General features: G+C 66.5%; 19 protein-coding genes. 13 read left to right on the top strand and 6 right to left on the bottom strand.

Going from position 1 to position 22,177, the window contains the following annotated elements:
• Positions 1–170: 170 nt before the first annotated feature.
• Positions 171–2,186 carry a transketolase gene (gene tkt / locus CVM50_RS13440; protein WP_085886928.1) on the bottom strand — a complete coding sequence of 672 codons (2,016 nt, stop codon included), beginning with the start codon at positions 2,184–2,186 and terminating at the stop codon, positions 171–173.
• 361 nt (positions 2,187–2,547) lie between these two features.
• Here tkt and CVM50_RS13435 point away from each other — a divergent pair, with 361 nt between their 5' ends.
• Entirely contained in the window at positions 2,548–3,090 is a 543-nt protein-coding gene (locus CVM50_RS13435; RefSeq protein WP_085886927.1) for a hypothetical protein, read from the top strand.
• Positions 3,090–3,503 (top strand): cell division protein ZapA, encoded by a 414-nt coding sequence (locus CVM50_RS13430; RefSeq protein WP_085886926.1) that lies wholly within the window; start codon positions 3,090–3,092, stop codon positions 3,501–3,503. The genes CVM50_RS13435 and CVM50_RS13430 overlap by 1 nt, the downstream gene beginning before the upstream one ends.
• Positions 3,504–3,669: 166 nt before the next feature.
• On the opposite strand, the gene grxD is transcribed toward CVM50_RS13430, so the two are convergent.
• The 5 genes from grxD to CVM50_RS13405 form a co-directional block, all read right to left on the bottom strand.
• Positions 3,670–4,032 (bottom strand): Grx4 family monothiol glutaredoxin, encoded by a 363-nt coding sequence (gene grxD, locus CVM50_RS13425; RefSeq protein ID WP_085886925.1) that lies wholly within the window; start codon positions 4,030–4,032, stop codon positions 3,670–3,672.
• Positions 4,033–4,161: 129 nt separating this feature from the next.
• A complete protein-coding gene (locus tag CVM50_RS13420) occupies positions 4,162–4,389 on the bottom strand; it encodes a BolA/IbaG family iron-sulfur metabolism protein (RefSeq protein WP_085886924.1) in 228 nt (75 codons plus the stop codon).
• A gap of 237 nt (positions 4,390–4,626) precedes the next feature.
• Positions 4,627–5,262 carry a YrbL family protein gene (locus CVM50_RS13415; protein WP_157792186.1) on the bottom strand — a complete coding sequence of 212 codons (636 nt, stop codon included), beginning with the start codon at positions 5,260–5,262 and terminating at the stop codon, positions 4,627–4,629.
• Positions 5,263–5,403: 141 nt separating this feature from the next.
• On the bottom strand, positions 5,404–7,569 hold the full coding sequence (purL, locus tag CVM50_RS13410) for a phosphoribosylformylglycinamidine synthase subunit PurL (RefSeq protein ID WP_085886922.1): 2,166 nt from the start codon (positions 7,567–7,569) through the stop codon (positions 5,404–5,406).
• A 482-nt stretch (positions 7,570–8,051) separates the two neighbouring features.
• Positions 8,052–8,966, bottom strand: coding sequence for a LysR family transcriptional regulator (locus CVM50_RS13405; RefSeq protein ID WP_085886921.1), 915 nt, complete (start codon positions 8,964–8,966; stop codon positions 8,052–8,054).
• Between the two features lie 192 nt (positions 8,967–9,158).
• Here CVM50_RS13405 and CVM50_RS13400 point away from each other — a divergent pair, with 192 nt between their 5' ends.
• The 11 genes from CVM50_RS13400 to CVM50_RS13350 all read left to right on the top strand — a co-directional run bounded on the left by CVM50_RS13400 (position 9,159) and on the right by CVM50_RS13350 (position 22,167).
• Complete coding sequence (locus CVM50_RS13400) at positions 9,159–12,572, top strand: indolepyruvate ferredoxin oxidoreductase family protein (RefSeq protein WP_085886920.1); 3,414 nt, start codon at positions 9,159–9,161, stop codon at positions 12,570–12,572.
• Positions 12,573–12,824: 252 nt separating this feature from the next.
• Entirely contained in the window at positions 12,825–13,742 is a 918-nt protein-coding gene (locus CVM50_RS13395) for a lysophospholipid acyltransferase family protein (RefSeq protein WP_085886919.1), read from the top strand.
• 46 nt (positions 13,743–13,788) lie between these two features.
• On the top strand, positions 13,789–14,601 hold the full coding sequence (locus CVM50_RS13390) for a glutamate racemase (RefSeq protein WP_085886918.1): 813 nt from the start codon (positions 13,789–13,791) through the stop codon (positions 14,599–14,601).
• A 122-nt stretch (positions 14,602–14,723) separates the two neighbouring features.
• Positions 14,724–15,752, top strand: coding sequence for an N-acetyl-gamma-glutamyl-phosphate reductase (argC, locus tag CVM50_RS13385; protein ID WP_085886917.1), 1,029 nt, complete (start codon positions 14,724–14,726; stop codon positions 15,750–15,752).
• A gap of 24 nt (positions 15,753–15,776) precedes the next feature.
• Positions 15,777–16,214, top strand: coding sequence for a cytochrome c maturation protein CcmE (gene ccmE, locus CVM50_RS13380; protein ID WP_085886916.1), 438 nt, complete (start codon positions 15,777–15,779; stop codon positions 16,212–16,214).
• 110 nt (positions 16,215–16,324) lie between these two features.
• Positions 16,325–16,939 (top strand): holin-associated N-acetylmuramidase, encoded by a 615-nt coding sequence (locus CVM50_RS13375; RefSeq protein ID WP_085886915.1) that lies wholly within the window; start codon positions 16,325–16,327, stop codon positions 16,937–16,939.
• Positions 16,930–17,478 carry a holin family protein gene (locus tag CVM50_RS13370; protein WP_085886914.1) on the top strand — a complete coding sequence of 183 codons (549 nt, stop codon included), beginning with the start codon at positions 16,930–16,932 and terminating at the stop codon, positions 17,476–17,478. The genes CVM50_RS13375 and CVM50_RS13370 overlap by 10 nt, the downstream gene beginning before the upstream one ends.
• A gap of 109 nt (positions 17,479–17,587) precedes the next feature.
• Positions 17,588–19,555, top strand: a complete 1,968-nt coding sequence (locus CVM50_RS13365) for a heme lyase CcmF/NrfE family subunit (protein WP_085886913.1) — start codon at positions 17,588–17,590, stop codon at positions 19,553–19,555.
• The gene (locus CVM50_RS13360; protein WP_085886912.1) at positions 19,552–20,031 is read left to right on the top strand and encodes a cytochrome c-type biogenesis protein; all 480 of its coding nucleotides are present in this window, start codon (positions 19,552–19,554) and stop codon (positions 20,029–20,031) included. The genes CVM50_RS13365 and CVM50_RS13360 overlap by 4 nt, the downstream gene beginning before the upstream one ends.
• Before the next feature lie 75 nt (positions 20,032–20,106).
• Positions 20,107–20,886 carry an enoyl-CoA hydratase-related protein gene (locus CVM50_RS13355; RefSeq protein WP_085886911.1) on the top strand — a complete coding sequence of 260 codons (780 nt, stop codon included), beginning with the start codon at positions 20,107–20,109 and terminating at the stop codon, positions 20,884–20,886.
• 108 nt (positions 20,887–20,994) lie between these two features.
• Positions 20,995–22,167 carry an MFS transporter gene (locus tag CVM50_RS13350; protein WP_085886910.1) on the top strand — a complete coding sequence of 391 codons (1,173 nt, stop codon included), beginning with the start codon at positions 20,995–20,997 and terminating at the stop codon, positions 22,165–22,167.
• Positions 22,168–22,177 lie beyond the last annotated feature (10 nt).

Genomic DNA, 22,177 nt, shown 5'->3' with positions numbered 1-22,177 from the left:
GCGCGTGCCGCGCGTCCCCCGGAGTATTTTCGGCCAACGTATGGAGGCAAGGGCGGGGGCGACCCGTGAGGACACTTGCGCCGGTGCGGCGGGGCGGGCGCTGTCGCCTGGGCAAGAAAAAGGCCGGGCGCCACGGGGGCGTCCGGCCTTCGCAATCAGTCTCGGGCGGCTCAGAGCAGCGACTTGACCTTATCGGCCACGGCCTGGGCGGTGATGCCGAACTTCTCGTAGAGCTCGTCCGCCGGGGCGGAGCCGCCGAAGGAGGACATGCCGACGAAGCCGGCCTTGGCTTCGCGGCCACGCTCACCAAGCAGCCACTTGTCCCAGCCCTGGCGCACGCCGGCCTCGACCGCCACGCGGACGGGACCCGCGGGCAGGACGCGCTTGCGGATCTTCTCGTCCTGCTCCTCGAACAGCTCCCAGCAGGGCATGGAGACGACGCGGGTGCCGATGCCTTCGGCTTCCAGCAGGGCCTTGGCCTCCATCGCGATGGCAACCTCGGAGCCAGTGGCCAGCAGGATCGCCTGGCGCTTGCCTTCGGCGTCGGCCATCACATAGGCGCCCTGGGCGACCAGGTTCTTGGACTTGTGCTCGGTCCGCAGGGTCGGCAGGCCCTGGCGGGTCAGCGACAGCACGGAGGGCGTGCCTTTCTGGCTCAGCGCAATTTCCCAGGCTTCGGCGGTTTCCACCGCGTCGGCGGGGCGGAAGACCAGGGTGTTGGGCGTGGCGCGGCACATGGCCAGGTGTTCCACCGGCTGGTGCGTCGGGCCGTCTTCACCCAGGCCGATGCTGTCATGGGTCATGACGTAGACCGGCGAGATCTGCATCAGGGCCGACAGGCGCATCGCCGGGCGGGCGTAGTCGGTGAAGCAGAAGAAGGTGCCGGAGTAGGGCTTGATCCCGCCATGCAGGGCCAGGCCGTTCATCGCGGCGGCCATGCCGTGTTCGCGGATGCCCCAGTGCACGAAGCGACCCTTGCGGTTGTCGGTGTCGAAGATGCCCAGGTCCCCGGTCAGGGTGTTGTTCGACCCGGTGAGGTCGGCCGAGCCGCCGATGGTTTCGGGCAGCACGGGGTTGATCACCTCCAGCGCCATCTCCGACGCTTTGCGGGTCGCGACCTTGGGCTGGGTTTCCGAGACCTGCTTCTTCAGCGCGCGTACCACGGCCGAGAGCTTCTTCGGCGTCTCGCCGTCGATGCGGCGCTGGAACTCCTGCTGGCGGCGTTCGCTCTGGTTGCCCAGGCGGCCTTCCCAGGCAAAGCGTTCCTCGGCGCCGCGGCGGCCGATCTCTTCCCAGGCGGATTTCACGTCCGCCGGGATCTCGAAGGCACCGTACTCCCAGCCGTAGGCGGCCTTGGCGGCGGCCAGCTGGTCGGCGTCGGTGAGGGCGCCGTGACCCTTCGAGGTGTCCTGAGCGGCGTGGCCCAGGGCGATGTGGGTCTTGCAGGCGATCATCGAGGGCTTGCCGGCCTTCTTGGCGGCGGTGATCGCCTCGTCGATGGCCTCGGGGTCGTGCCCGTCGATTTCCTGCACGTGCCAGCCGTTCGCCTTGAACCGGGCGACCTGGTCGGTGGTGGAGGACAGTTCGACCTTGCCGTCGATGGTGATGCTGTTGTTGTCCCAGAAGACGATCAGCTTGGACAGCTGGTGGCGCCCGGCGAGCGAGATCGCTTCTTCGGAGACACCTTCCATCAGGCAGCCGTCACCGGCGATGACGTAGGTGTGGTGATCGACCAGCTTCTTGCCGAACTGGGCGCGCAGCATTTCCTCGGCCATGGCGAAGCCGACGGAGTTGGCGATGCCCTGACCCAGAGGGCCGGTGGTGGTCTCGATCCCCTTGGCGAGGAAGTTCTCGGGGTGGCCGGCGGTGCGGGCGCCCCACTGGCGGAAATTCTTGATCTCCTCGATCGGGAACTCCTCGTAGCCGGTCAGGTGCAGCAGCGAGTAGAGCAGCATCGAGCCGTGGCCGGCCGAGAGGATGAAGCGATCGCGGTCGAACCAGTTGGGCTGGGTGGCATCGAATTTCAGGTGTTTTTCGAACAGCACGGTGGCGACATCGGCCATGCCCATGGGCATGCCGGAATGGCCGGAATTGGCGGCGGCCACGGCGTCGAGGGTCAGGGCCCGGATCGCGGTGGCCTTGGACCAATGGTCAGGGTGTGCAGTGCGCAGGGCGTCGATATCCACGTCGGGTTCCTCTCGCATGTCAGGCATCGGATGTTAGCGCGCTCATAGCAGCCGTCACGCGAAAGGCAAGCGTGGCAGGCGGAATGCGCCGATTTTCGCGCCGTGTTTGGGAAAGTTCGCGGGTTTCGCTACACTTGCCCCCGACACGGTTGAAACTATGATTCGCCTGTAAAGCCAATAGCCTGTGCCGAGGGGTTCACGTGAACCCGGGCACGACCGCGCCGATCTGCGCCTGAACGGGTTTTCGGGTGGACGTCGGCGGGCGGGCATGCGCAGGAAGGGGCCGCGCCGGGGTGGCACGGCTTCCGGGGCGGGAAAACGGGCCGCAAGGCGCCGCAAACGGGCAATGTGAGACGAGCTGATGAGTAATCTGGAAGACTTGCAGGGCCGGATCCTGTACGCGATGGAGCGGATCGGGGCCGGTCTGGACAGGCTGGAACCGGTCCGCCCCGCCGAGGCCGAAGGGGAAACCCCCGAAGCCCTGCAGCGGGCGCTGGAGGATGAACGGACCGCAAATGCCCAGCTGGAAGAGCGGGTGAAGGCGCTGCACCGCCGCCAGGAGGAGCTGGAACAGGCGCTGGCCGCTGCCGAAGCCGCACCCCAGGCGTCCGGGGAGCCTGACCCGCAGGTGGCCGAGGCGATGATCCAGATGGATGAGGATATGTCGCGCCTGCGTGCCGCCAACGCGGCCCTGCGCGAGAACAACCGCCTGCTGCGCGAGGCGCAGGGCGGGGCCACGGCCGAGCAACTGAACGAGGCCCTGGCCGCGGAGCTGGAGGCGCTGCGCGCCGATCATGCCGCCGCCGAAGCCGAGGCCGCGACGATCAAGGCGGCGCTGGTCGCGATGATCGAGCAGGCCCCTGACGTCGCCGCCGATGTCGCCGCAGAAAAAGGAGAGGCCTGATGCCCGAGGTCGGAATTTCCATCGGCGGTCGCCGCTTCGAGGTGGCCTGCCAGGACGGCGAAGAACACTTCCTGGAGATGGCCGCGGGCCTTCTGGACCGTGAGGCCTCGACCCTGGTGCAGCAGACCGGACGGATCCCCGAAAGCCGGATGTTGCTGATGGCGGGGCTGATGCTGGCTGACCGCACCGCGGGGATGGAAGACAAGCTGGACGCCCTGCAGGGCCAACTGGCCGAGATGCAGGCGGAGCTGGAGGCGCTGCGCAATGCCCCGCCGCCCGAGCCGCGCGTGGTCGAGGTGCCCGTCGTGCCCGACAGCGTCGGGGATACCCTGGCCGAACTGGCCGCCCGCGCCGAGGCGCTGGCCGACACGGTCGAGGAAAAGGCCGCCGGCCAGACCGGCGACGAGGGCTGACCGCGCGAATGAGGTGATCCCGGGCGGGGGTCTGCCCCGTCGCCTCTTGGATCACGGCAGCGTCGCTTTGCCACTGTTCCCAAAAGAAAACCGGAGCGAAGGTCCTCCTTCGCTCCGGTTGCATTTTATACGATCGAGATCGGGTCGGCCCGTCGGGGCCGCTGTCTCAGGCGTTCGCTGCGCGGATCTTGTCAGCAGCGTCCTTGTCGTAGGTAACGCCGTTCTGGTCGAACAGACCATCCAGCTCCCCCGACAGGGTCATCTCGGTGATGATGTCGCAACCGCCCACGAATTCGCCCTTCACGTAGAGCTGGGGGATCGTCGGCCAGTCAGAGTATTCCTTGATGCCCTGGCGGATCTCGTCATCGGCCAGAACGTTCACGTCGGTGTAATCCACCCCCATGTAGTTCAGCACGCCGGCGACGCGGCTGGAGAAGCCGCACTGCGGCATGGACTTCGTGCCCTTCATGTAAAGCACCACGTCGTTCGCCTTGACGGTTTCGTCGATACGGGTCTTCGCGTCGGTCATGTTCTGCTCCTTCGGTAGGCGCGTCGTCTTGTTCCGCGCCGCACCCGCCAGTATCGCGGGCCGTGTTTCAGAAAGCCGTCGACATCGGGGCACCCCATCAGGGAGCCGAGCCACGGCTGCATAGGTCGGTCAGGGGGCCCGGGTGGTCAGGGCCAGGGCGTGAAGCTCCCCCGTGTCCAGCTTTGACTTGACCGCCGCGTTGACGGCGCGCTGTTGCTGCACACGGTTCATGCCGCGGAAACTCTCATCCTCGACCATGGCCGAGAAATGCTGACCGTCGTCGCCCTGGACGATGATCTTCGCGTCAGGGAAACTTGCGCGGATGAGGGCTTCGATGTCCGAGGCCTGAATCGTCATGTGTCGCTCCGTTGGTCGTTCGGCAGGAATGTATGCGAGGGGGCCCGGCCTCGCAAGAGGAGGCGCCAGGGCGCGCGCGGCGACGGCGATGTGCGGACGTGCCGAAAGGGGGTGTAAGCATCTGAGGGAAATGGACAAGCGGAGATCCTGGTGGGGGCCGTCCGATCTGCATTTCAAGATGTCCGGCGCGACCGGGTGCACAGGAGGCTTCCGCGGGCCAGTGCGGGCCTGAGGCGATCACTCGGGCGATAGCTCCCGCAGCTTGGCCAGCAGGGCCTGCTTATCACGTGCAAGGGTGCGCAGTCGCGCCCGTTTCGAGAAGACCCGCACGCGGATCAGCACCCGGTCACCCAGCCCCTCGATCAGCACCAGGCGGTCGGGGTCGCCGGACCAGACGATGTTGCCCGCGTGCAGATCCTGGGTCACCAGCCCGCTTTCAGCGATCTGGTCGAAGAGCTCGTCCACCAGGCGTAGGATGTGATCGTCGATGCGACCCGCGCGGGCCAGCTCGATGAGCGTGGGCGCCGGCTCTCCGTCCGGTCCGGAGATGCGTTCCACGGCGAAGGCAGGGCCCAGGTCGGTGCGCGAGAAGCCGAAGAGACGGGGCAGGAAGCCGGGCAGGTCGCCACTGCGGGCCACGGCGGCCAGGTATTCCTCGTACTCGCGATACCAGTTGATTAGCCCGCGATAACGCCAGACGGCATAGCGTTTCAGCCCGGGCTTGGCGAAGGCGCGGAAATGGCGGCTTTGCTGGCGGGGCACCTTCAGCAGGACGTTCAGGAACTCCGGGTGCTGGTAGACGATGCTCTCCTTGCCTTCGGCCAGCGGGCGCTGGCCGGAAAGGCGGATCGTCTGGGAAATGATGTCGGGCATCGGAGGACCTGGGGACAACGGATTTCTGTGAAGCTTTTGTAACATCGTGTCGCCCGGGTCAAAATGCAACTGCCCCCGAACGCCACTGGCGCCGGGGGCAGTCGATTGGCTCGCGGTTGGCGGCTGATTGCCGCCAGGGCCTTAGCCGAAGTGCTCTTCGAAGGCGCCGCGGTAGAGCGCCGACAGCTCCGCCAGGGGCGCGGAGACGCCGCCTATGGTCACCTGGTCGCCGCCGAACTTGCCCACCGTCGTCACGGTGACACCCGCCTTGCCCGCGTTGACCATCAGCGCCTCGGCCTGGTCGAAGTTGCAGGCCACGAGGTAGCGCGCCTGGTCCTCGCCGAACAGCTGGCGCTGGTCGGTCTCGTCCAGGGTCACGCCGACGCCGGCCGCTTCGGCCATCTCGAAGGCCGCCAGGGCCAGGCCACCATCGCTGAGGTCGGTGCAGACCTTGATCCAGTCGGTGTTGTCGCGGATGAAATCGCCGTTGCGCTTCTCGGCCTCCAGATCGACATGGGGGGCATCGCCGTCGGTCCGGTTGAAGACCTCGGCCAGCAGGGCGGACTGGCCCAAGTGACCGACCGTGTCGCCGATCAGCAGGGCGACATGACCCTCGCGCGCATGACCGATGATCGCATGGTCGGAGGATTTGATCAGCCCGACCGCGCCGATGGTCGGCGTGGGCAGGATGCCCGAGCCGTCGGTTTCGTTGTAAAGCGACACGTTGCCCGACACGATGGGCATGTCCAGCACGCGGCAGGCCTCTCCGATCCCCTGCAGGGCGCCGACGAACTGGCCCATGATTTCCGGCTTCTCGGGATTGCCGAAGTTCAGGTTGTCGGTGGAGGCCAGCGGTTTCGCGCCCGAGGCGGTCAGGTTGCGGTAGGCCTCGGCCACCGCCTGCTTGCCGCCCTCGATCGGGTTCGCCTTCACGTAGCGGGGCGTCACGTCGGATGTGAAGGCCAGAAGCTTGTCGGTGCCATGCACGCGCAAGAGGCCGGAGCCGAAGCCCGGGCCGCGCGCGGTGTCGGCCATGACCATGCTGTCGTATTGTTCATAGACCCACTGGCGCGAGCAGTAGTTGGGCGAGGAGATCAGCGCCTTCAGCCCGTCGATGGGATCGACCGAGGGGATGTCCTCATCCGTCAGCGGCTCGGCCGCCGGGGTCTCCACGTGAGGGCGGTCGTACTCGGGCGCCGAGGAGGACAGTTTCGACAGCGGCACATCGGCCCAGACCTTGCCGCCGTGGATGATCTCGAAGCGGTCCTCGTCGATGGTTTCGCCCACGATGGCGAAGTCGAGGTCCCACTTGTCGAAGACGGCGCGCGCCTCGGCCTCCTTCGCGGGGTCGAGCACCATGAGCATCCGCTCCTGGCTTTCCGACAGCATCATCTCGTAGGCGGTCATGTTGGGTTCGCGCTGCGGCACGTCGTCCAGGTTCAGCCGGATGCCCAGACCGCCCTTGTCGCCCATTTCCACGGCCGAGCAGGTGAGGCCCGCCGCGCCCATGTCCTGGATCGAGATCACGGCGCCGGTCTGCATCAGTTCCATGCAGGCTTCCATCAGGCGCTTTTCGGTGAAGGGGTCGCCGACCTGGACGGTGGGCCGCTTCTCCTCGATGGTCTCGTCGAACTCGGCCGAGGCCATGGTGGCGCCGCCGACGCCGTCGCGCCCGGTTTTCGCGCCGAGGTAGACCACCGGCATGCCGACACCGGAGGCGGCGGAGTAGAAGATCTTGTCGGTATCCGCCAGGCCGGCGGCAAAGGCGTTCACCAGGCAGTTGCCGTTATACGCCGGATCGAAGCGGACCTCGCCGCCCACGGTGGGCACGCCGAAACAGTTGCCGTAGCCGCCGACACCTTCGACGACGCCATGCACCAGCTGTCGGGTCTTCGGGTGGTCCTTCTCACCGAACGACAGCGAGTTCATCGCCGCGATCGGCCGCGCGCCCATGGTGAAGACGTCCCGCAGGATGCCACCCACGCCAGTGGCCGCGCCCTGATAAGGTTCGATGTAGGAGGGGTGGTTGTGGCTTTCCATCTTGAAGATGACGGCCTGGCCATCGCCGATGTCGACCACGCCGGCGTTTTCGCCGGGGCCGCAGATCACCTGGGGGCCTTCGGTCGGCAGGGTGCGCAGCCATTTCTTCGACGACTTGTAGGAACAGTGTTCGTTCCACATGGCCGAAAAGATGCCCAACTCGGTGAAGGTGGGGGCACGGTTCAGGATCCGCAGGATCTCGGCATATTCCTCGTCGTTGATGCCGTGGCTTGCGATCAGGTCTTCGGTGATGTCCGGCTCTTGCATGCTGGTCCCCCTAGGTGACGTTGGGGGGGATTTACGCGACTGTGCGGCTTTGGGGAAGGGGGGCTGCGGGATTTCGCGCGGCCCGTTGTGCATGGCGCGCGCAGGCCCGGGGGCGACGCGAGGGACCGGGCGCTTGTGCCATTCGTGGACGGTGGACGCGGTGCTTGCCGGAGCCTTTCGGGGCTGGCGCAAAAAAAAGGCCGGACACAAGGTCCGGCCAAGTCCAACAGGGAGGTATGACGATGATGCGCCGGTAGGCGCGATCACCATCGAATGCTCAGATATTGGTCGGAGTTGAAACGATCAAGCCCCAAAGTGACGCACCAAGTTCATTGCTGCTATGCAGACACTGCAGGGCCTTTCGCCTGTCACCTGCAGGCGACGCATGAGGCAATGAAAACGACGCGCCCCGCGGCCTGTCCGGGCGCGGGGCGGCAAATTGACAAACCGGCGGCGGATTGCCGGTCGCCTTTGGTCGCGGATCAGTCTGCGTCACGGTCGCGCAATTCGCGGATGGTGCGGCGGTGTGCCATGATCTCGTCCTGGACGAAATCGCGGAAGGCGGCGACGCGTTTCGAGTGGCGCAACTCTTCGGGGAAGGCCAGGAAGACCGGCACCTCGCCCGACTCGATGTCGGGGAAAATCCGTTCCAGGGTCGGAAAATCCTCGACGATGTAATCGGGCAGAACGCCGATGCCGAGGTTGTGGATCACAGCCTGCAGCACGCCGAAGTAGTTGTTGACCGTCAGGGTCGACCGCACGTCCGAGCTCATCAGTTGGTTTACCAGCGAGGCGCCGGCGGCCACCTGGGGCGCGGCGGGGGTCTGGCAGATCAGGCGATGCGTCGACAGGTCATCGAGCGACTCGGGCTTGCCATAGCGCGCGATGTAATCGGCGGAGGCGTAGCAGCGCATGCGGATGGACATCAGTTTCTTGCGGATCAGGTCGGCCTGGCTGGGCTCCTTCATGCGCACGGCCACGTCGGCCTCGCGCATGGGCAGGTCCAGCACGCGCTCTTCCAGCATCAGGTCGATCTTCAGGTCGGGGTATTTCTCGTAGAGCTTGGGCAGGCGCGGCGCCAGCCAAAGCGTGCCGAAGCCCACGGCGGTTGTCACCCGCAGTTCACCAAAGACCTCTTCCTCGCTGTCGCGGATCCGCGCAGTGGCGGTTTCAAGCCGCTTGGCCATGGCGCGGGTGGCGTCGAACAGAAGTTCACCCTGTTCGGTCAGGATTAGCCCGCGGGCGTGGCGGTGGAACAGCGTGGTATTCAGGCTTTCCTCCAGCCCGCGGATCTGGCGCGATACCGCCGACTGCGACAGATGCAGCGAATCCCCTGCATGGGTCAGCGACCCCGCATCGGCCACGGCGTGGAAAATTCTGAGCTTGTCCCAATCCATCGTGACCCTGCCTGCCTGTGTTTCGTGCCATATGGCCCGGAAGGGCCTTTAAATAAGTGTCTGCCACGGTTTTCGTGGCGCTCGTCTTAACGATAGCCTGTTTCGAGCGACAGGTGAAATTTGGAATTTCACTCCAAAGGTCATAAGATCTGACCTGATCCTGCCGTATATTGAGGCGCGAGGAGGCCCCCAATGACCCAGCCACGGATATCGCTGAACGACCGTTTCGACCTGACCAAAAGCCCGGTGCTGCTGAACGGGACCCAGGCCCTGGTGCGCCTTATGCTGGCGCAGAAGGCAAGGGACAAGGCAGCGGGGCTGAACACCGCCGGTTACGTCACAGGCTATCGCGGCTCGCCCTTGGGGGCGGTCGACATGCAGATGCGCCGCGCCGGCAAGTTGCTGGCGGAGCAGTCGATTCGTTTCGAGGAGGGGCTGAACGAGGACCTCGCGGCGACCGCTCTCTGGGGTGCGCAGCAGGCCGAGTTGCGCGGCGAGGGCAAATATGACGGGGTCTTCGGACTCTGGTACGGCAAGGGCCCGGGCGTGGACCGGTCGGGCGATGCGATGAAACATGCCAACATGGCCGGCACCTCGCCCAATGGCGGGGTCCTGATGGCCATGGGGGATGACCACACCGGCGAAAGCTCCACCGTGCTGCACCAGTCGGAATGGGCGCTGGTGGATGCCTACATGCCCATCGTCAGCCCCGCCGGCGTGCAGGAGATCCTGGATCTGGGTATCTACGGCTATGCGCTCAGCCGCTATGCGGGTGTTTGGGTGGGGCTGAAGACGATGAAGGACACGGTGGAGGCCACCGCCGTCGTCGATGGCGACCCGCAGCGGATGAAACTGGTCAGCCCAAGCGATTTCGAGATGCCCGAAGGTGGTCTGAATATCCGCCTGGGCGACAGCCCGCCCGAGCAGGAAGCGCGGGTGGTCGATTACAAACGCTTCGCCGCCGAGGCCTTCGCCCGGGCGAATCGCATCGACAGCCGCATGTGGGGCAAGCCGGGTGCCAAGATTGGTGTCGTCTCCGCCGGCAAGAATTACCTCGACGTGGTCCATGCCCTGACCCTGCTGGGCATCGACGAACCCGAGGCCGAGCGTCTGGGCATCTCCACCTACAAGGTCGCGCAGGTCTGGCCGCTGGACATGACCAGCTTCCGCGAATGGGCCGAAGGGCTCGATTTGATCGTTGTGGTCGAGGAAAAGCGCAAACTGCTGGAAGTGCAGATCAAGGAAGCGATCTTCGACGACCGCCAGGGGCGCCGCGTCTACGGTGCGCGCAAGGGCGGCCTTGGCTCGCCCGAGCTGTTCCAGACGAAGGGCGCCCTGGATCCCGTTGAAATCGCGGAGAAACTGGGCGATATCCTCGTCGAGGAAGGGCGCGACACCGATGGCATCAAATCCGGCATGGCGGCCCTGGGCGAAGTGCGCCGGAATGACAATGTCACCGATATCGCGGCGCGTCTGCCTTATTTCTGTGCAGGCTGCCCTCACAATACCTCGACCAAGCTGCCCGAGGGCAGCCGCGCCTACGCCGGGATCGGCTGCCACTACATGGTGCAATGGATGGACCGCGAAACCTCCGGCTACACCCACATGGGGGCCGAGGGGGCGAACTGGATCGGCGAAGCGCCGTTCTCCACCCGGGATCATGTGTTCCAGAACCTGGGCGACGGTACCTACAACCACTCGGGCATCCTGGCGATCCGCGCGGCCCAGGCTGCGGGGACGACGATCACCTACAAGATCCTGTTCAACGACGCGGTCGCCATGACCGGTGGCCAGGCGAACGAGGGCGGGCTGACCGCATACCGCATCGCGGAGGAGCTGAAGGCCATGGGCCTGTCGAAGATCGCTGTGGTGCACGACGAGAAGGAAGAGATTGATCTTTCGCAATTCCCGCAAGGGATCGAGATTTCCGAACGCGCCGATCTGCTGTCTGTCGAGGAGAAAATGACAAAGGTCGAGGGCGTCTCGGCCATCATCTACGTGCAGACCTGCGCCGCGGAGAAGCGCCGCCGGCGCAAGCGTGGCCAGTTCCCCGACCCGGACAAGCGCGTCTTCATCAACACCGATGTCTGCGAAGGTTGCGGCGATTGCGGGGTGCAGTCGAACTGTGTCGCCATCGTCCCCGAGGACACCGAGCTGGGCCGCAAGCGGGCCATCGACCAGTCCGCCTGCAACAAGGACTTCAGCTGTCTGAAGGGGTTCTGCCCCAGCTTTGTGACCCTGGAAGGGGCCAAGCCGAAGAAGGAAAGCGGCACCCATCTGGATCTGCCCGAGGATATGCCGGCGCCGGCGCTGCCCGCGATCAAGGGCACCCATAACATCGTCATCACCGGCGTCGGCGGCACCGGCGTGGTGACCATCGGCGCCGTGCTGGCCCAGGCCGCGCAGATCGACGGCAAGGGCGCCGGCATGATGGAAATGGCAGGCCTCGCCCAGAAGGGCGGCGCGGTGCATATCCACCTGCGGATCGCCGAGAAGCCCGACGACATCAGCGCCATCCGTGTTGCCACCGGCGAGGCCGACGCGCTGATAGGCGGCGATCTGGTGGTCAGCGCCGGGTCGAAGACCCTGGGCCTGACCCGCAGCGGGCGCACCGGCGCGGTGGTCAATAGCCACGACATCGTCACCGGCGACTTCACCCGCGACACCGAATTTGCCATTCCGTCCGACAGGTTGGAGCTGCAACTTCAAGCGCGCCTGAAGGATGACGTGGCGCTGTTCGACGCCAGCGAACTGGCCCGGGCGACCATGGGCGACTCCATCTTCTCCAACATGATGGTGCTGGGTGCGGCCTGGCAGAGGGGCCTTGTGCCGATCACCCATGACGCGATCTACCAGGCGATCGAGCTGAACGGCGCGGCCGTGCCGAAGAACCAGCGCGCCTTCGAGATCGGTCGTTGGGCCGCCCTGAACCCGCGTGAGGTGGAACGCCTGGCGTCGCCCCATGTCGAAGAGGCCAAGCCGCGCAGCCTGGAAGAGATCATCGACTATCGCGCCGATCACCTGGCCAAGTACCAGAACAAGCGCCTGGCGAAGAAATACCGCGCCTTCGTCGACCAGTTCGAGGATCCCGCGCTGAAGGAGGCCGTCGCCAAGGGCTATCACAAGCTGCTGGCGGTGAAGGACGAGTATGAGGTCGGCCGGCTGCACCTCGACACCCGTCGCAAGGCCGCTGAGCAGTTCGAGGGCGACTTCAAGATGACCTATCATCTGGCGCCGCCGATCTTCGAGAAGAAAGGCAAGGATGGCCGCCCGGTGAAGCGCAGCTTCGGCGAGTGGATGGGGCGGTCCTTCTGGCTGCTCGCGCACCTGAAGGGGATCCGTGGCACAATTCTGGACCCGTTCCGCAATCTGTCCGAACGAAAGATGGAACGTGCGCTGCTGGCTCAGTACGAAGCGGATATGGGCGAAATCGCAAAGGGTTACGACCCGGAGTTGATCGAAACGGTGATCGCCTTGGCGGAGCTGCCCCTGTCCATCCGCGGCTTCGGCCCGGTCAAGGTCGAGAACGAGGCGAAGGCCGCCAAGCAGCGTGAGGCCTATCTGGCGGTGCTGCGTGACGGCCCCGTCCGCGCTGCGGCCGAATAAGGACCGCGGCGCCGGAGCGGCACGAAAACACGCGCTTCCCGGCACCTCTTCGGCCGGTTGCCGCTCTGTTGGCCCGGGTCCCTTTGGGATCCGGGTCTTTTGCTCTTAACTGGATGGCAAGGCCGCCGCGCTTGGATGCGGGCGGCGTCGCGCGCAGGTCACTGTCTGGCGCGACGGGCGCGCCGCCGGCGCAAGGCTCTGGATCGAATCCGGGGGCGTGGCTAAGGAGGCGCAACACCGGGGACCCTTGCCATGACTGCCGATATCCTGCCGTCTCAGCACAATCCGCTGCCGCCCAGTCGGCGGCAGATTGCGCGCGACATCTCCTATGCCTCCAGCGCGCAGACCCGCTCCGGGCGGATGGTGATCCGGTTGATGGAGAATGCCCTGGGCCGGCCGGCGCTGATCCGGCGGGCCGACGGCTACGACGAAGATGTCGGCGCGGGGCGCGATTTCTGGTCGGTCATCGTCGAACGCTACGGGCTGGAGCTGTCGATTGTCGGCGGCAGTCTCGACAACTTGCCGAAGGAGGGGCCGCTGGTGGTGGTGGCCAATCATCCCTACGGCATCCTCGACGGGTTGATGTTGGGCCATATCCTGCAGGAACGGCGTGGCGATTTCCGTATCCTGGCCAACCGGGTCTTTTGCAAGGCCAGTGACCTGGACCGTGTGATCTTGCCGATCAGCTTTGACATCACGCGCGAAGCTGTTGAAACGAATATAGAAACCCGGCGAGAGGCGCTGCGCTACCTGCGCGAGGGTGGCTGCATCGGGGTCTTCCCGGGCGGTACGGTGTCGACCTCGGCCACGCCGTTCTCGCACCCTATGGACCCTGGCTGGCGGGGCTTCACCGCGCGGATGATCGCCAAGTCCGGGGCGACCGTGGTGCCGATCTTCTTCGACGGCACGACCTCGCGCCTGTTCCAGCTGGCCAGCCATTTGCATCAGACCCTTCGCATGGGCCTGCTGCTGAAGGAGTTCCGCTGCCGGGTCGATGGCCCGGTCCGCGTGGTGGTGGGCGAGCCGGTTGCCGCCGACGTCCTGGCCGCGCACGCGGGCGATACCAAAGCAATGATGGATTTCCTGCGAAAAGCGACGTATGAGCTTTCCCCGAAGCCGTTGAAATCCTACGATTACGGCTACGAGTTTGATGCAAAGCACCGGGGCTGACCCGGCGGCATGAGGGGCGGGCACCCGGATCGGGGCCCGAAAGGCCATGGCGGTTGGAATTTTCGATTCAGGTCTGGGTGGGCTGACGGTGCTGGATGCCTGCGCCAGGCGTCTGCCCGACGTGCCCTTCGTCTACCTGGGCGACAACGCCCATGCCCCCTATGGTGTGCGCGATGCCGATGACATCTTCGAGCTGACCAAGGCCGGCACGCAACGGCTGTTCGATGCCGGCTGTGACCTGGTGATCCTGGCCTGCAACACCGCCAGCGCGGCTGCCCTGCGGCGCATGCAGGAAAGCTGGGTGCCGGCGGACAAGCGGGTGCTGGGGGTCTTCGTGCCGCTGATCGAGGCGCTGACCGAACGCCAGTGGGGGGACAATTCGCCGCCCCGCGAAGTGGCCGTGAAACACGTGGCGCTGTTCGCCACACCCGCCACGGTGGCCAGTCGGGCCTTCCAGCGCGAACTGGCCTTCCGCGCCATCGGCGTCGATGTCGAGGCGCAGGCCTGCGGTGGCGTTGTCGATGCGATCGAGGACGGCGACATGATCCTGGCCGAGGCACTGGTGCGGTCCCACGTTGAGGCGCTGAAGCGCAAGATGCCGCACCCCGAGGCCGCGATCCTGGGCTGCACCCACTACCCGCTGATGGAAGAGGCCTTCCAGAAGGCCCTGGGGGAGGACGTGACCGTCTATTCCCAGGCGAACCTCGTGGCCGCCTCGCTGGAACACTACCTGGGCCGGCACCCGGAAAAACGCGGCCCCGGCGAGGTGCCGATGTTCCTGACGACGGGCGATCCGGGGCGGGTGTCGGACCACGCCACGCAGTTCCTGCGACGACGCATCGACTTTCACGCCGCCTGATCCCAGTCGGGCCGCGGCGGGTCAACGCACCCGCGACAATTTGATCTCGCTCATTCCGGAAATGGGCCATCTTCCCTAGATAGACAGACGGGCGGGCGCGCGACCCCGCCGAAAGGACGCATATGACCAAGAAAATCGCCATCATCGGGGCCTCGGGCTACACCGGGGCTGAACTGATCCGGCTGATCTCGACCCATGGTCAGATCGAGATCGCCGCGCTTGCCGCCAATTCCAAGGCCGGCCAGTCCATGGCCGAGGTCTTTCCCTTCCTGCGCCATCTCGACCTGCCGGACCTGGTGACGGTCGATCAGATCGACTTCTCTCAGATCGACCTGGCCTTCTGCGCCCTGCCGCACAAGACCAGCCAGAAGGTCATCAACACGCTGCCGAAGGACCTGAAGATCGTTGATCTTTCGGCCGATTTCCGTCTGCGCGATCCGGCGGAATACAAGAAATGGTACGGAAATGACCATGCCGCGGTCGAGATGCAGGCGGAAGCGGTTTACGGATTGACCGAATTCTACAGGGACGAAATCGCCGCGGCGCGGCTGGTGGCGGGCACCGGTTGCAACGCAGCCACGGGCCAATTCACCCTGCGCCCGCTGATCGCTGCCGGGGTGATCGGTCTCGACGACATCATCCTGGACATGAAATGCGCCGTCTCCGGCGCCGGTCGGTCGCTGAAGGAAAACCTGCTGCATGCCGAGCTGAGCGAGGGCTACAACGCCTATGCCGTCGGCGGCACGCACCGGCACCAGGGCGAGTTCGACCAGGAGTTCAGCGCCCTCGCGGGCCGCGAGGTGAAGATCCAGTTCACCCCGCATCTGGTGCCGGCGAACCGGGGCATCCTATCCACCGGCTATGTGTCGGGCGATGCGGCCGAGATCCACGCGACCCTGGCCGAGGCCTATTCCGGCGAGCCGTTTGTCGAGGTGCTGCCCTTCGGCGAGACGCCCTCCACCCACCATGTGCGGGGCTCGAACTTCGTCCACATCGGTGTGACGGGCGATCGTATCGCCGGGCGGGCCATCATCATCACGGCGCTGGACAATCTGTGCAAAGGCTCCTCGGGGCAGGCGTTGCAGAACGCCAACCTGATGTTGGGCCTGGAGGAAACCACCGGGTTGATGGGCGCACCAGTCTTCCCGTGACGCTTGAGGTTTAGGGGGAAGGTCATGAAAGGCCTTAAGAAAAAGAGACGCATCCAAATCATTGTCCTGGCCTTTGCGGCGCTTGCGCTGTCGGCCGGGCTGATCGGCTATGCCTTCCAGGACGGGATCAATTTCTTCCGCTCCCCCAGCCAGGTGGCCGAGGCGCCCCCTGGCCCGGACGAGGTCTTTCGCCTGGGCGGGCTGGTCGAGGAAGGCTCGCTGGAGCGGGGCGACATGATCCGCTTCGTCGTGACCGATGGCGGCGCCTCGGTGCCGGTGACCTTCGTCGGTATCCTGCCGGACCTCTTCGCCGAGAACCAGGGCATGATCGGCACGGGGCGCTACGTGAATGGTGTCTTTGAAGCCTCTGAAATTCTTGCCAAACATGATGAGAATTACATGCCGAAGGAGGTCATTGACGCGCTGAAGGAACAGGGCGTCTACGAGGCGCCCGAAAGCTGAACATCTTCTTTTGGGAAGACCTGCAAGAGGCTGCGTTCGGTCCCCGAGCGCAGCCTTAATCTTTTGCCCCGCAGGCTTTCTCCTGAGCAGCAGCATCAGGAGGCAGGCATATGGCGTTGAACGTGCGGCAGATCGCTGAAGAAATCGTGGCCCGCGAAGGCGGCTACGTGAACGACCCCGACGATCCGGGCGGGGCGACGAACCACGGGGTGACGATCCACACGATGCGGCGCCTGGGGCTGGACCTGGACGGGGACGGCGACGTGGATGCCGGTGACGTGAAGCGCCTGAGCCGGGCGCAGGCCCTCGATATCTTTCTCGAACACTACTTCCACGGCCCGCGGATCGCGGACCTGCCGGAACCGCTCTGGTCGACGGTCTTCGACATGTATGTGAATTCCGGCAACAACGCGGTGAAAATTCTGCAGCGCCTGCTTTGCGACATGGGCTGGTCGGTCAGCGTCGATGGCGCCATCGGGCCGCAGACCATCGGCGCCACGGCGGAGGCCTTCGCCTCGGCGGCGGACCACATGGTCGACGCCTACGGGATCGCGCGGCGCAACTACTACTTCCGCCTGGCAGACGGTCGGGCGCAAAGCCGCAAGTACGTGCGCACCCGGGCAGGGGGCAAAGGCGGCTGGATTCGCCGCGCGGAGGAGTTCATCGCCCCGCGCTACCATCTGACCGAGGCGGAGTTTGAAGAGAGGGTCGCGGCATGGGGTTGATCACCGGGTTTCTGGAAGCGATCTTTGGCGGCGGCCGCAACGTGATCCGCGAGACGGCGGAGGTGTTCCGCGTCAATGCCGAGGCCACGGACCAGCGTGATCTGGCGGCCCACGAGGTGGCGCTGGCGCAGCACGGGGCCGAGTTCCGCAGCAACCGCTCGGGGTTTGATCGGGTCATCGACGGGTTGAATCGTCTGCCACGGCCGGCCATGGCCCTGGGGGCGATCGGGCTTTTTGTTGCGGCGATGACCGATCCGGTCTGGTTCTCCGAACGCATGCAGGGTCTGGCCCTGGTGCCCGAGCCGCTTTGGTGGCTTCTGGGCGCCGTCGTCAGCTTCTATTTCGGGGCACGGCACCAGGTGAAGGGGCAGGAGTTCCAGCGCGAGATCGCCCGCACCATGGCGCAGACGCCGCAGGTGGTCGCAAACCTGCGGGAGTTGCGCAGCCTTGACCCGAAGGCGGCCGGGGCAGGGTCTTCGGCGGCGACAGAAGGCCGGGATGCCAATCCGGCGCTGGAGGCCTGGCGCCGCGCCGGATGATTGGCCGCGAGGCCGAGAACACGTCAAAAGGGGGCGCGGCAAATCTGTCGCGCCCCCTTTGCATTCATTTGAATTGAGCCGCCCCGGACCCTTCCCCTATAACCGGGCCATGATTACTGAACTCGGTCACTTCTGCCTCATCCTGGCCTTCGCGGTCGCCCTGTTCCAGACGGTGGTGCCGCTTGTCGGTGCCTGGAGGCGCTGGCCCGGCTGGATGGCCGCCGCCGAACCGGCCGCCCTGGTGCAGGCCGTGTTGGTCGGCGCCTCCTTCGCCGCGCTGACCTGGGCCTTCGTGACCTCTGATTTCTCGCTGCGCCTGGTCTGGGCCAACAGCCATTCCGCCAAGCCGATGTTGTATAAAATCACCGGTGTTTGGGGGAATCACGAGGGCTCGATGCTGCTGTGGATCCTGATCGTGGCGCTTTTCGGGGGCGCGGCGGCACTTTTCGGAACCAACCTTCCGCCCAGCCTGCGGGCGCGGGTGCTGGGGGTCCAGGGGATGATCGGTGCGGCCTTCCTGGCCTTCCTGCTGTTCACCTCGAACCCCTTCCTGCGCCTGGCGGTGCCGCCCTTTGACGGGCAGGATCTGAACCCGCTGTTGCAGGACCCGGGGCTCGCCTTCCATCCGCCCTTCCTCTACCTGGGCTACGTGGGCCTTTCGATGTCCTTCAGCTTTGCCATCGCGGCGCTGCTGGAAGGCCGGGTTGACGCTGCCTGGGGTCGCTGGGTGCGGCCCTGGACGCTGGCCGCCTGGGTCTTCCTGACCATCGGCATCGCGCTCGGGTCCTGGTGGGCCTATTACGAGCTGGGCTGGGGCGGCTTCTGGTTCTGGGACCCGGTGGAAAACGCGTCGTTCATGCCCTGGCTGGTGGCCGCCGCACTGCTGCATTCCGCCATCGTGGTGGAAAAGCGTGAGAGCCTCAAAAGCTGGACCATCCTGCTGGCCATCATCGCCTTCGGCTTCTCGCTGATCGGCGCCTTCATCACCCGCTCGGGCATCATCACCTCGGTCCATGCCTTCGCCACCGACCCGGAACGGGGTGTCTTCCTCCTGGCGATCACCGCGGCCTTCATGGGCGGCGGACTGACCCTCTTTGCCGCCCGGTCGGAAATCATGGCATCGAAGGGTGTCTTCGGCCTGATCAGCCGCGAATCCGCGCTGGTCTTCAACAACATCCTGCTGGGCGTGGCGGCCTTCGTGGTCTTCGTGGGCACGATCTGGCCGCTGGTGTCGGAAATGACCTTCGACCGGAAGCTGTCGGTCGGCGCGCCCTTCTTCAACATGGCCTTCACCCCCTTCATGGTGGCCCTGGGGGTCATCCTGCCCTTGGGCGCCATGCTGCCCTGGAAACGGGCCAAGCTGGGCCGGATCGCGCGCAAGCTGGCGCCGGCGGCGGTGCTGGCCCTGGCCGTGGGTGCGCTGGTCTGGGCGATGGAAGAGGGGCGCTCGGCCCTTGGCCCTGTCGGCCTGATGCTGGGCACCTGGCTGGTCGCCGGCAGTGTCGTCGACCTGTGGAGCCGCACGGGCAACAGCGGTTTTGCCCGCCTGGGGCGCCTGCCGCGCGCTGACTGGGGGCGCGTCGTCGCCCATGCCGGGCTGGGCGTCACCATGGCCGGGATCGCCGGCATGCTGGCCTGGCAGAGCGAGGACATCCGCGTGGTGCAGATCGGCGACACTGTCGAGCTGTCGGGCTACGAGATCACGCTGGAGGCGGTGAACCAGGTGCAGGGGCCGAACTACGTCTCCACCATGGCCGACGTACGGCTGTCGAAGGACGGGCGCGAGATCGGCACGATGCATCCCGAAAAACGCGTCTACCCGGTCGCCGGGATGCCCACGACCGAGGCGGCGCTGGACAACGGGTTCCTGCGCGACATCTACATCGCCCTGGGGGATCCGCAGCAGGGCGGGGGCTGGGCCATGCGCAGCTATGTCAAACCGCTGGCGAACTGGATCTGGGGCGGGGCCCTGCTGATGGCCCTGGGCGGCGCTCTGTCGCTCAGCGACCGGCGCTACCGGGTTGCGGCAGGCGCGGCGAAACAGGCCCGCGTTCAGCAGGGGGTGCCGGCGGAATGAGACGGATCGTGCAAACCCTGCGGGCGCTCCTCTGCCTGTCGCTGCTGTCCCTGGCGCTGCCCGCTCAGGCCGTGCAACCGGACGAGATCCTGGAGGATCCGGCGCTGGAAGAGCGCGCGCGGGACATCTCCACCGGGCTGCGCTGCCTGGTCTGCCGGAACGAGAACATCGACGACAGCAACGCCGACCTGGCCCGCGACCTGCGCCTTCTGGTGCGTGAACGCCTGGTGGCCGGGGACAGCGACGAGGAGGTCGTGGATTTCATCGTCGCTCGCTACGGCGAATACGTCCTGCTGCAGCCTCGCGCGGGCGGCTCGAACCTGGTGCTGTGGCTGGCGGGGCCGGCCATGCTCCTGCTGGGGGTGGGCATTGGACTGGGCTACATCCGGCGGCGGGGTCGCGCACGGTCCATGGGCGAGGCGGAGACGCTGTCGGCCGAGGAAGAGGCCCGGCTGAAGGAAATTCTGAAGAACTGACGTGATGTTCCCCTTTGACGGCGGGGCCGCCTTCGTCTTCTGTTGGGCCAACGGAAGACTGGAGGAGGCCACGCCGTGAGCTATGAGACGATCACACTGGAGATCGAGGACGGCATCGCCGTATTGCGGCTGAACCGCCCCGATGTGATGAACGCCCTGAACACCCGCATGCGCGCCGAGATCGCGGATGCGGTCCGCGAGGCGGGCGGCAAGGCCCGGGTGCTGGTGCTGACCGCCGACGGGCGGGCCTTCTGTTCGGGCCAGGACCTGAGCGACCGGGCCTCCGCCGCGCTGCCCGACATGGAACGCACGCTGCGCGAGGAATACGTGCCCATGCTGAAGGCCATCGTCGATTGCCCGATCCCGACGATCAGCGCGGTCAACGGCGCGGCGGCCGGGGCCGGGGCCAACCTGGCGCTTTGCGCTGACGTCGTGATCGCCGCGGAAAGCGCCTATTTCCTGCAGGCCTTCACCCGCATCGGCCTGGTCCCCGACGCCGGCGGCACCTATTTCCTGCCGCGCACCATCGGCAGCCAGAAGGCCATGGGCGCCGCCCTTTTCGCCGAGAAGATCACCGCCGCCCAGGCCGATGCCTGGGGCATGATCTGGGAATCCGTGCCCGACGACGCCTTCGAGGCCACCTGGAAGGCGCGCGCCGCGCATCTCGCCCAGGGGCCGACCGCCAGCTATGCCGAGGTGAAACAGCTGATCCGGGGCTCCTGGGAAGAGCCGGGGCTGGATGGCCAGCTGGACGCCGAGGGCAAGGCGCAGGGCCGCTGCGGCAAAAGCCGCGACTTCCGCGAGGGCGTGGTGGCCTTCCTCGAAAAGCGCCCGCCGCATTTCGAGGGCCGCTAAGGCCCATGGCGCGCACCGCCTGCGGGCTGGTGCTTTGGCCCCCATGGGGATAGCAGAGGGGCGCCATCGGGCGCCCCTTTCGCGTGTCCGGGCACAGGAGCAGGCAGGATGCAGACAGATATGGCCCAAGGCGAGGATGGCGGGCGGCGCGTCGACTGGCCGCTGATCCGCTGGTATGGGGCGTCGGCCACGCTGCTGGTGCCCCAGGCCGCCGGGCCGGTGGCCTTTTCCCTGCTGGCCCTGGCGCTGACCGGCGACGAAAGCGGCGGGGCTGCCCTGATCCTGGCCATGACCCTGGCGCAGGTGGCGGGCGCGGTGCCCTTCACCCGGTTGGGCGCGCGGTTCCGCGCCGCGCCCTACATGCGGGCGCTGATCGGGCTGCGTACCCTGGCGTTGCTGGTGCTGTGCCTGGGCGCCGCTTTGGGCTGGCCCCTCTGGGCGCTGGCGGTCTGCGCGGCGCTGTCTGGCTCGGTCAGCGGCGCGGCCTATGGCATGTTGCGCGCCCTGCTGAACCAGTTGACCCCCGAAGACCGCTATCCCCGCGCCCTGGGCATCGCCGCGACCCTGAACGAGGTCTCTTTCGTCGCCTCGCCGGTGCTGGCGGCGGGGCTGGGCGGGGTCTCACCGTTGCTGGCGGTGCTGGCGCTGAGCCTGCTGGGCGGGCTGCCCGCGCTTCTGGTGCCCGATGTGGCGCCCGTCCCTTGGGCCGAACCCGCGGCGGATCGCCGGGGCATCCTGTCGCCGCCTGTGCTGCTGTGGCTGGCCTGTGCGGCGGCGGGCGGCGCGGCGGTGGCCACGCTGGAGATCGGGGCGGTGGCCCTGGCGCTGCGCTTTGGTCATGCGCCGACAATGGCGATCCTGATCACCGTGCCGCTGTGCGTCGCCTCGGTCTGTGGCGGGCTTTGGGTCAGCTGGCGCAACCGCATGGCCGGGCGTGCGGCGGTGGTGGCACAGCTGGCGGTGATGGCGCTTGGCTGCCTGCTGGCCGCGACCGGGCTGTCGCTGGGCCTGACCGTCGCGGGCGCGGTGATGGTGGGGGCGGTGCTGCCGCCCCTGGGCACCACCTACATGCTGCTGATGGACCGTCTGGTGCCCGCGCACAGACGGGCCGAGGCCTTTTCGGTGCTGCGGACCGCCAACCTGCTGGGAGTGATCCTGGCCAGCGGTGTGCTGGCGGTGGTCTCGCTGGGGGCGGCGCTGGTGGCGGTGACCCTGGCCATGGCGGCGGTGACCCTGGCGGTGGCGCTTAGCCCTCGTGCCATGGGCCAGGGGCTGGGCTAGGCCCGGGCCG

The organism is Pseudooceanicola marinus (assembly GCF_002786295.1).
Classification (GTDB): Bacteria; Pseudomonadota; Alphaproteobacteria; order Rhodobacterales; family Rhodobacteraceae; genus Pseudooceanicola; species Pseudooceanicola marinus.
This window is presented reverse-complemented; position numbering and strand designations above follow the sequence as displayed.

Coding starts and splice junctions, on each gene's coding strand:
- ccmE (WP_085886916.1), top strand. CDS start 15,777: ATGAAAGGCCTTAAGAAAAAGAGACGCATCCAAATCATTGTCCTGGCC.
- CVM50_RS13370 (WP_085886914.1), top strand. CDS start 16,930: ATGGGGTTGATCACCGGGTTTCTGGAAGCGATCTTTGGCGGCGGCCGC.
- CVM50_RS13420 (WP_085886924.1), bottom strand. CDS start 4,389: ATGACGATTCAGGCCTCGGACATCGAAGCCCTCATCCGCGCAAGTTTC.
- CVM50_RS13360 (WP_085886912.1), top strand. CDS start 19,552: ATGAGACGGATCGTGCAAACCCTGCGGGCGCTCCTCTGCCTGTCGCTG.
- CVM50_RS13350 (WP_085886910.1), top strand. CDS start 20,995: ATGCAGACAGATATGGCCCAAGGCGAGGATGGCGGGCGGCGCGTCGAC.
- argC (WP_085886917.1), top strand. CDS start 14,724: ATGACCAAGAAAATCGCCATCATCGGGGCCTCGGGCTACACCGGGGCT.
- CVM50_RS13395 (WP_085886919.1), top strand. CDS start 12,825: ATGACTGCCGATATCCTGCCGTCTCAGCACAATCCGCTGCCGCCCAGT.
- CVM50_RS13405 (WP_085886921.1), bottom strand. CDS start 8,966: ATGGATTGGGACAAGCTCAGAATTTTCCACGCCGTGGCCGATGCGGGG.
- CVM50_RS13390 (WP_085886918.1), top strand. CDS start 13,789: ATGGCGGTTGGAATTTTCGATTCAGGTCTGGGTGGGCTGACGGTGCTG.
- CVM50_RS13400 (WP_085886920.1), top strand. CDS start 9,159: ATGACCCAGCCACGGATATCGCTGAACGACCGTTTCGACCTGACCAAA.
- CVM50_RS13435 (WP_085886927.1), top strand. CDS start 2,548: ATGAGTAATCTGGAAGACTTGCAGGGCCGGATCCTGTACGCGATGGAG.
- CVM50_RS13365 (WP_085886913.1), top strand. CDS start 17,588: ATGATTACTGAACTCGGTCACTTCTGCCTCATCCTGGCCTTCGCGGTC.
- grxD (WP_085886925.1), bottom strand. CDS start 4,032: ATGACCGACGCGAAGACCCGTATCGACGAAACCGTCAAGGCGAACGAC.
- CVM50_RS13375 (WP_085886915.1), top strand. CDS start 16,325: ATGGCGTTGAACGTGCGGCAGATCGCTGAAGAAATCGTGGCCCGCGAA.
- purL (WP_085886922.1), bottom strand. CDS start 7,569: ATGCAAGAGCCGGACATCACCGAAGACCTGATCGCAAGCCACGGCATC.
- CVM50_RS13415 (WP_157792186.1), bottom strand. CDS start 5,262: ATGCCCGACATCATTTCCCAGACGATCCGCCTTTCCGGCCAGCGCCCG.
- CVM50_RS13430 (WP_085886926.1), top strand. CDS start 3,090: ATGCCCGAGGTCGGAATTTCCATCGGCGGTCGCCGCTTCGAGGTGGCC.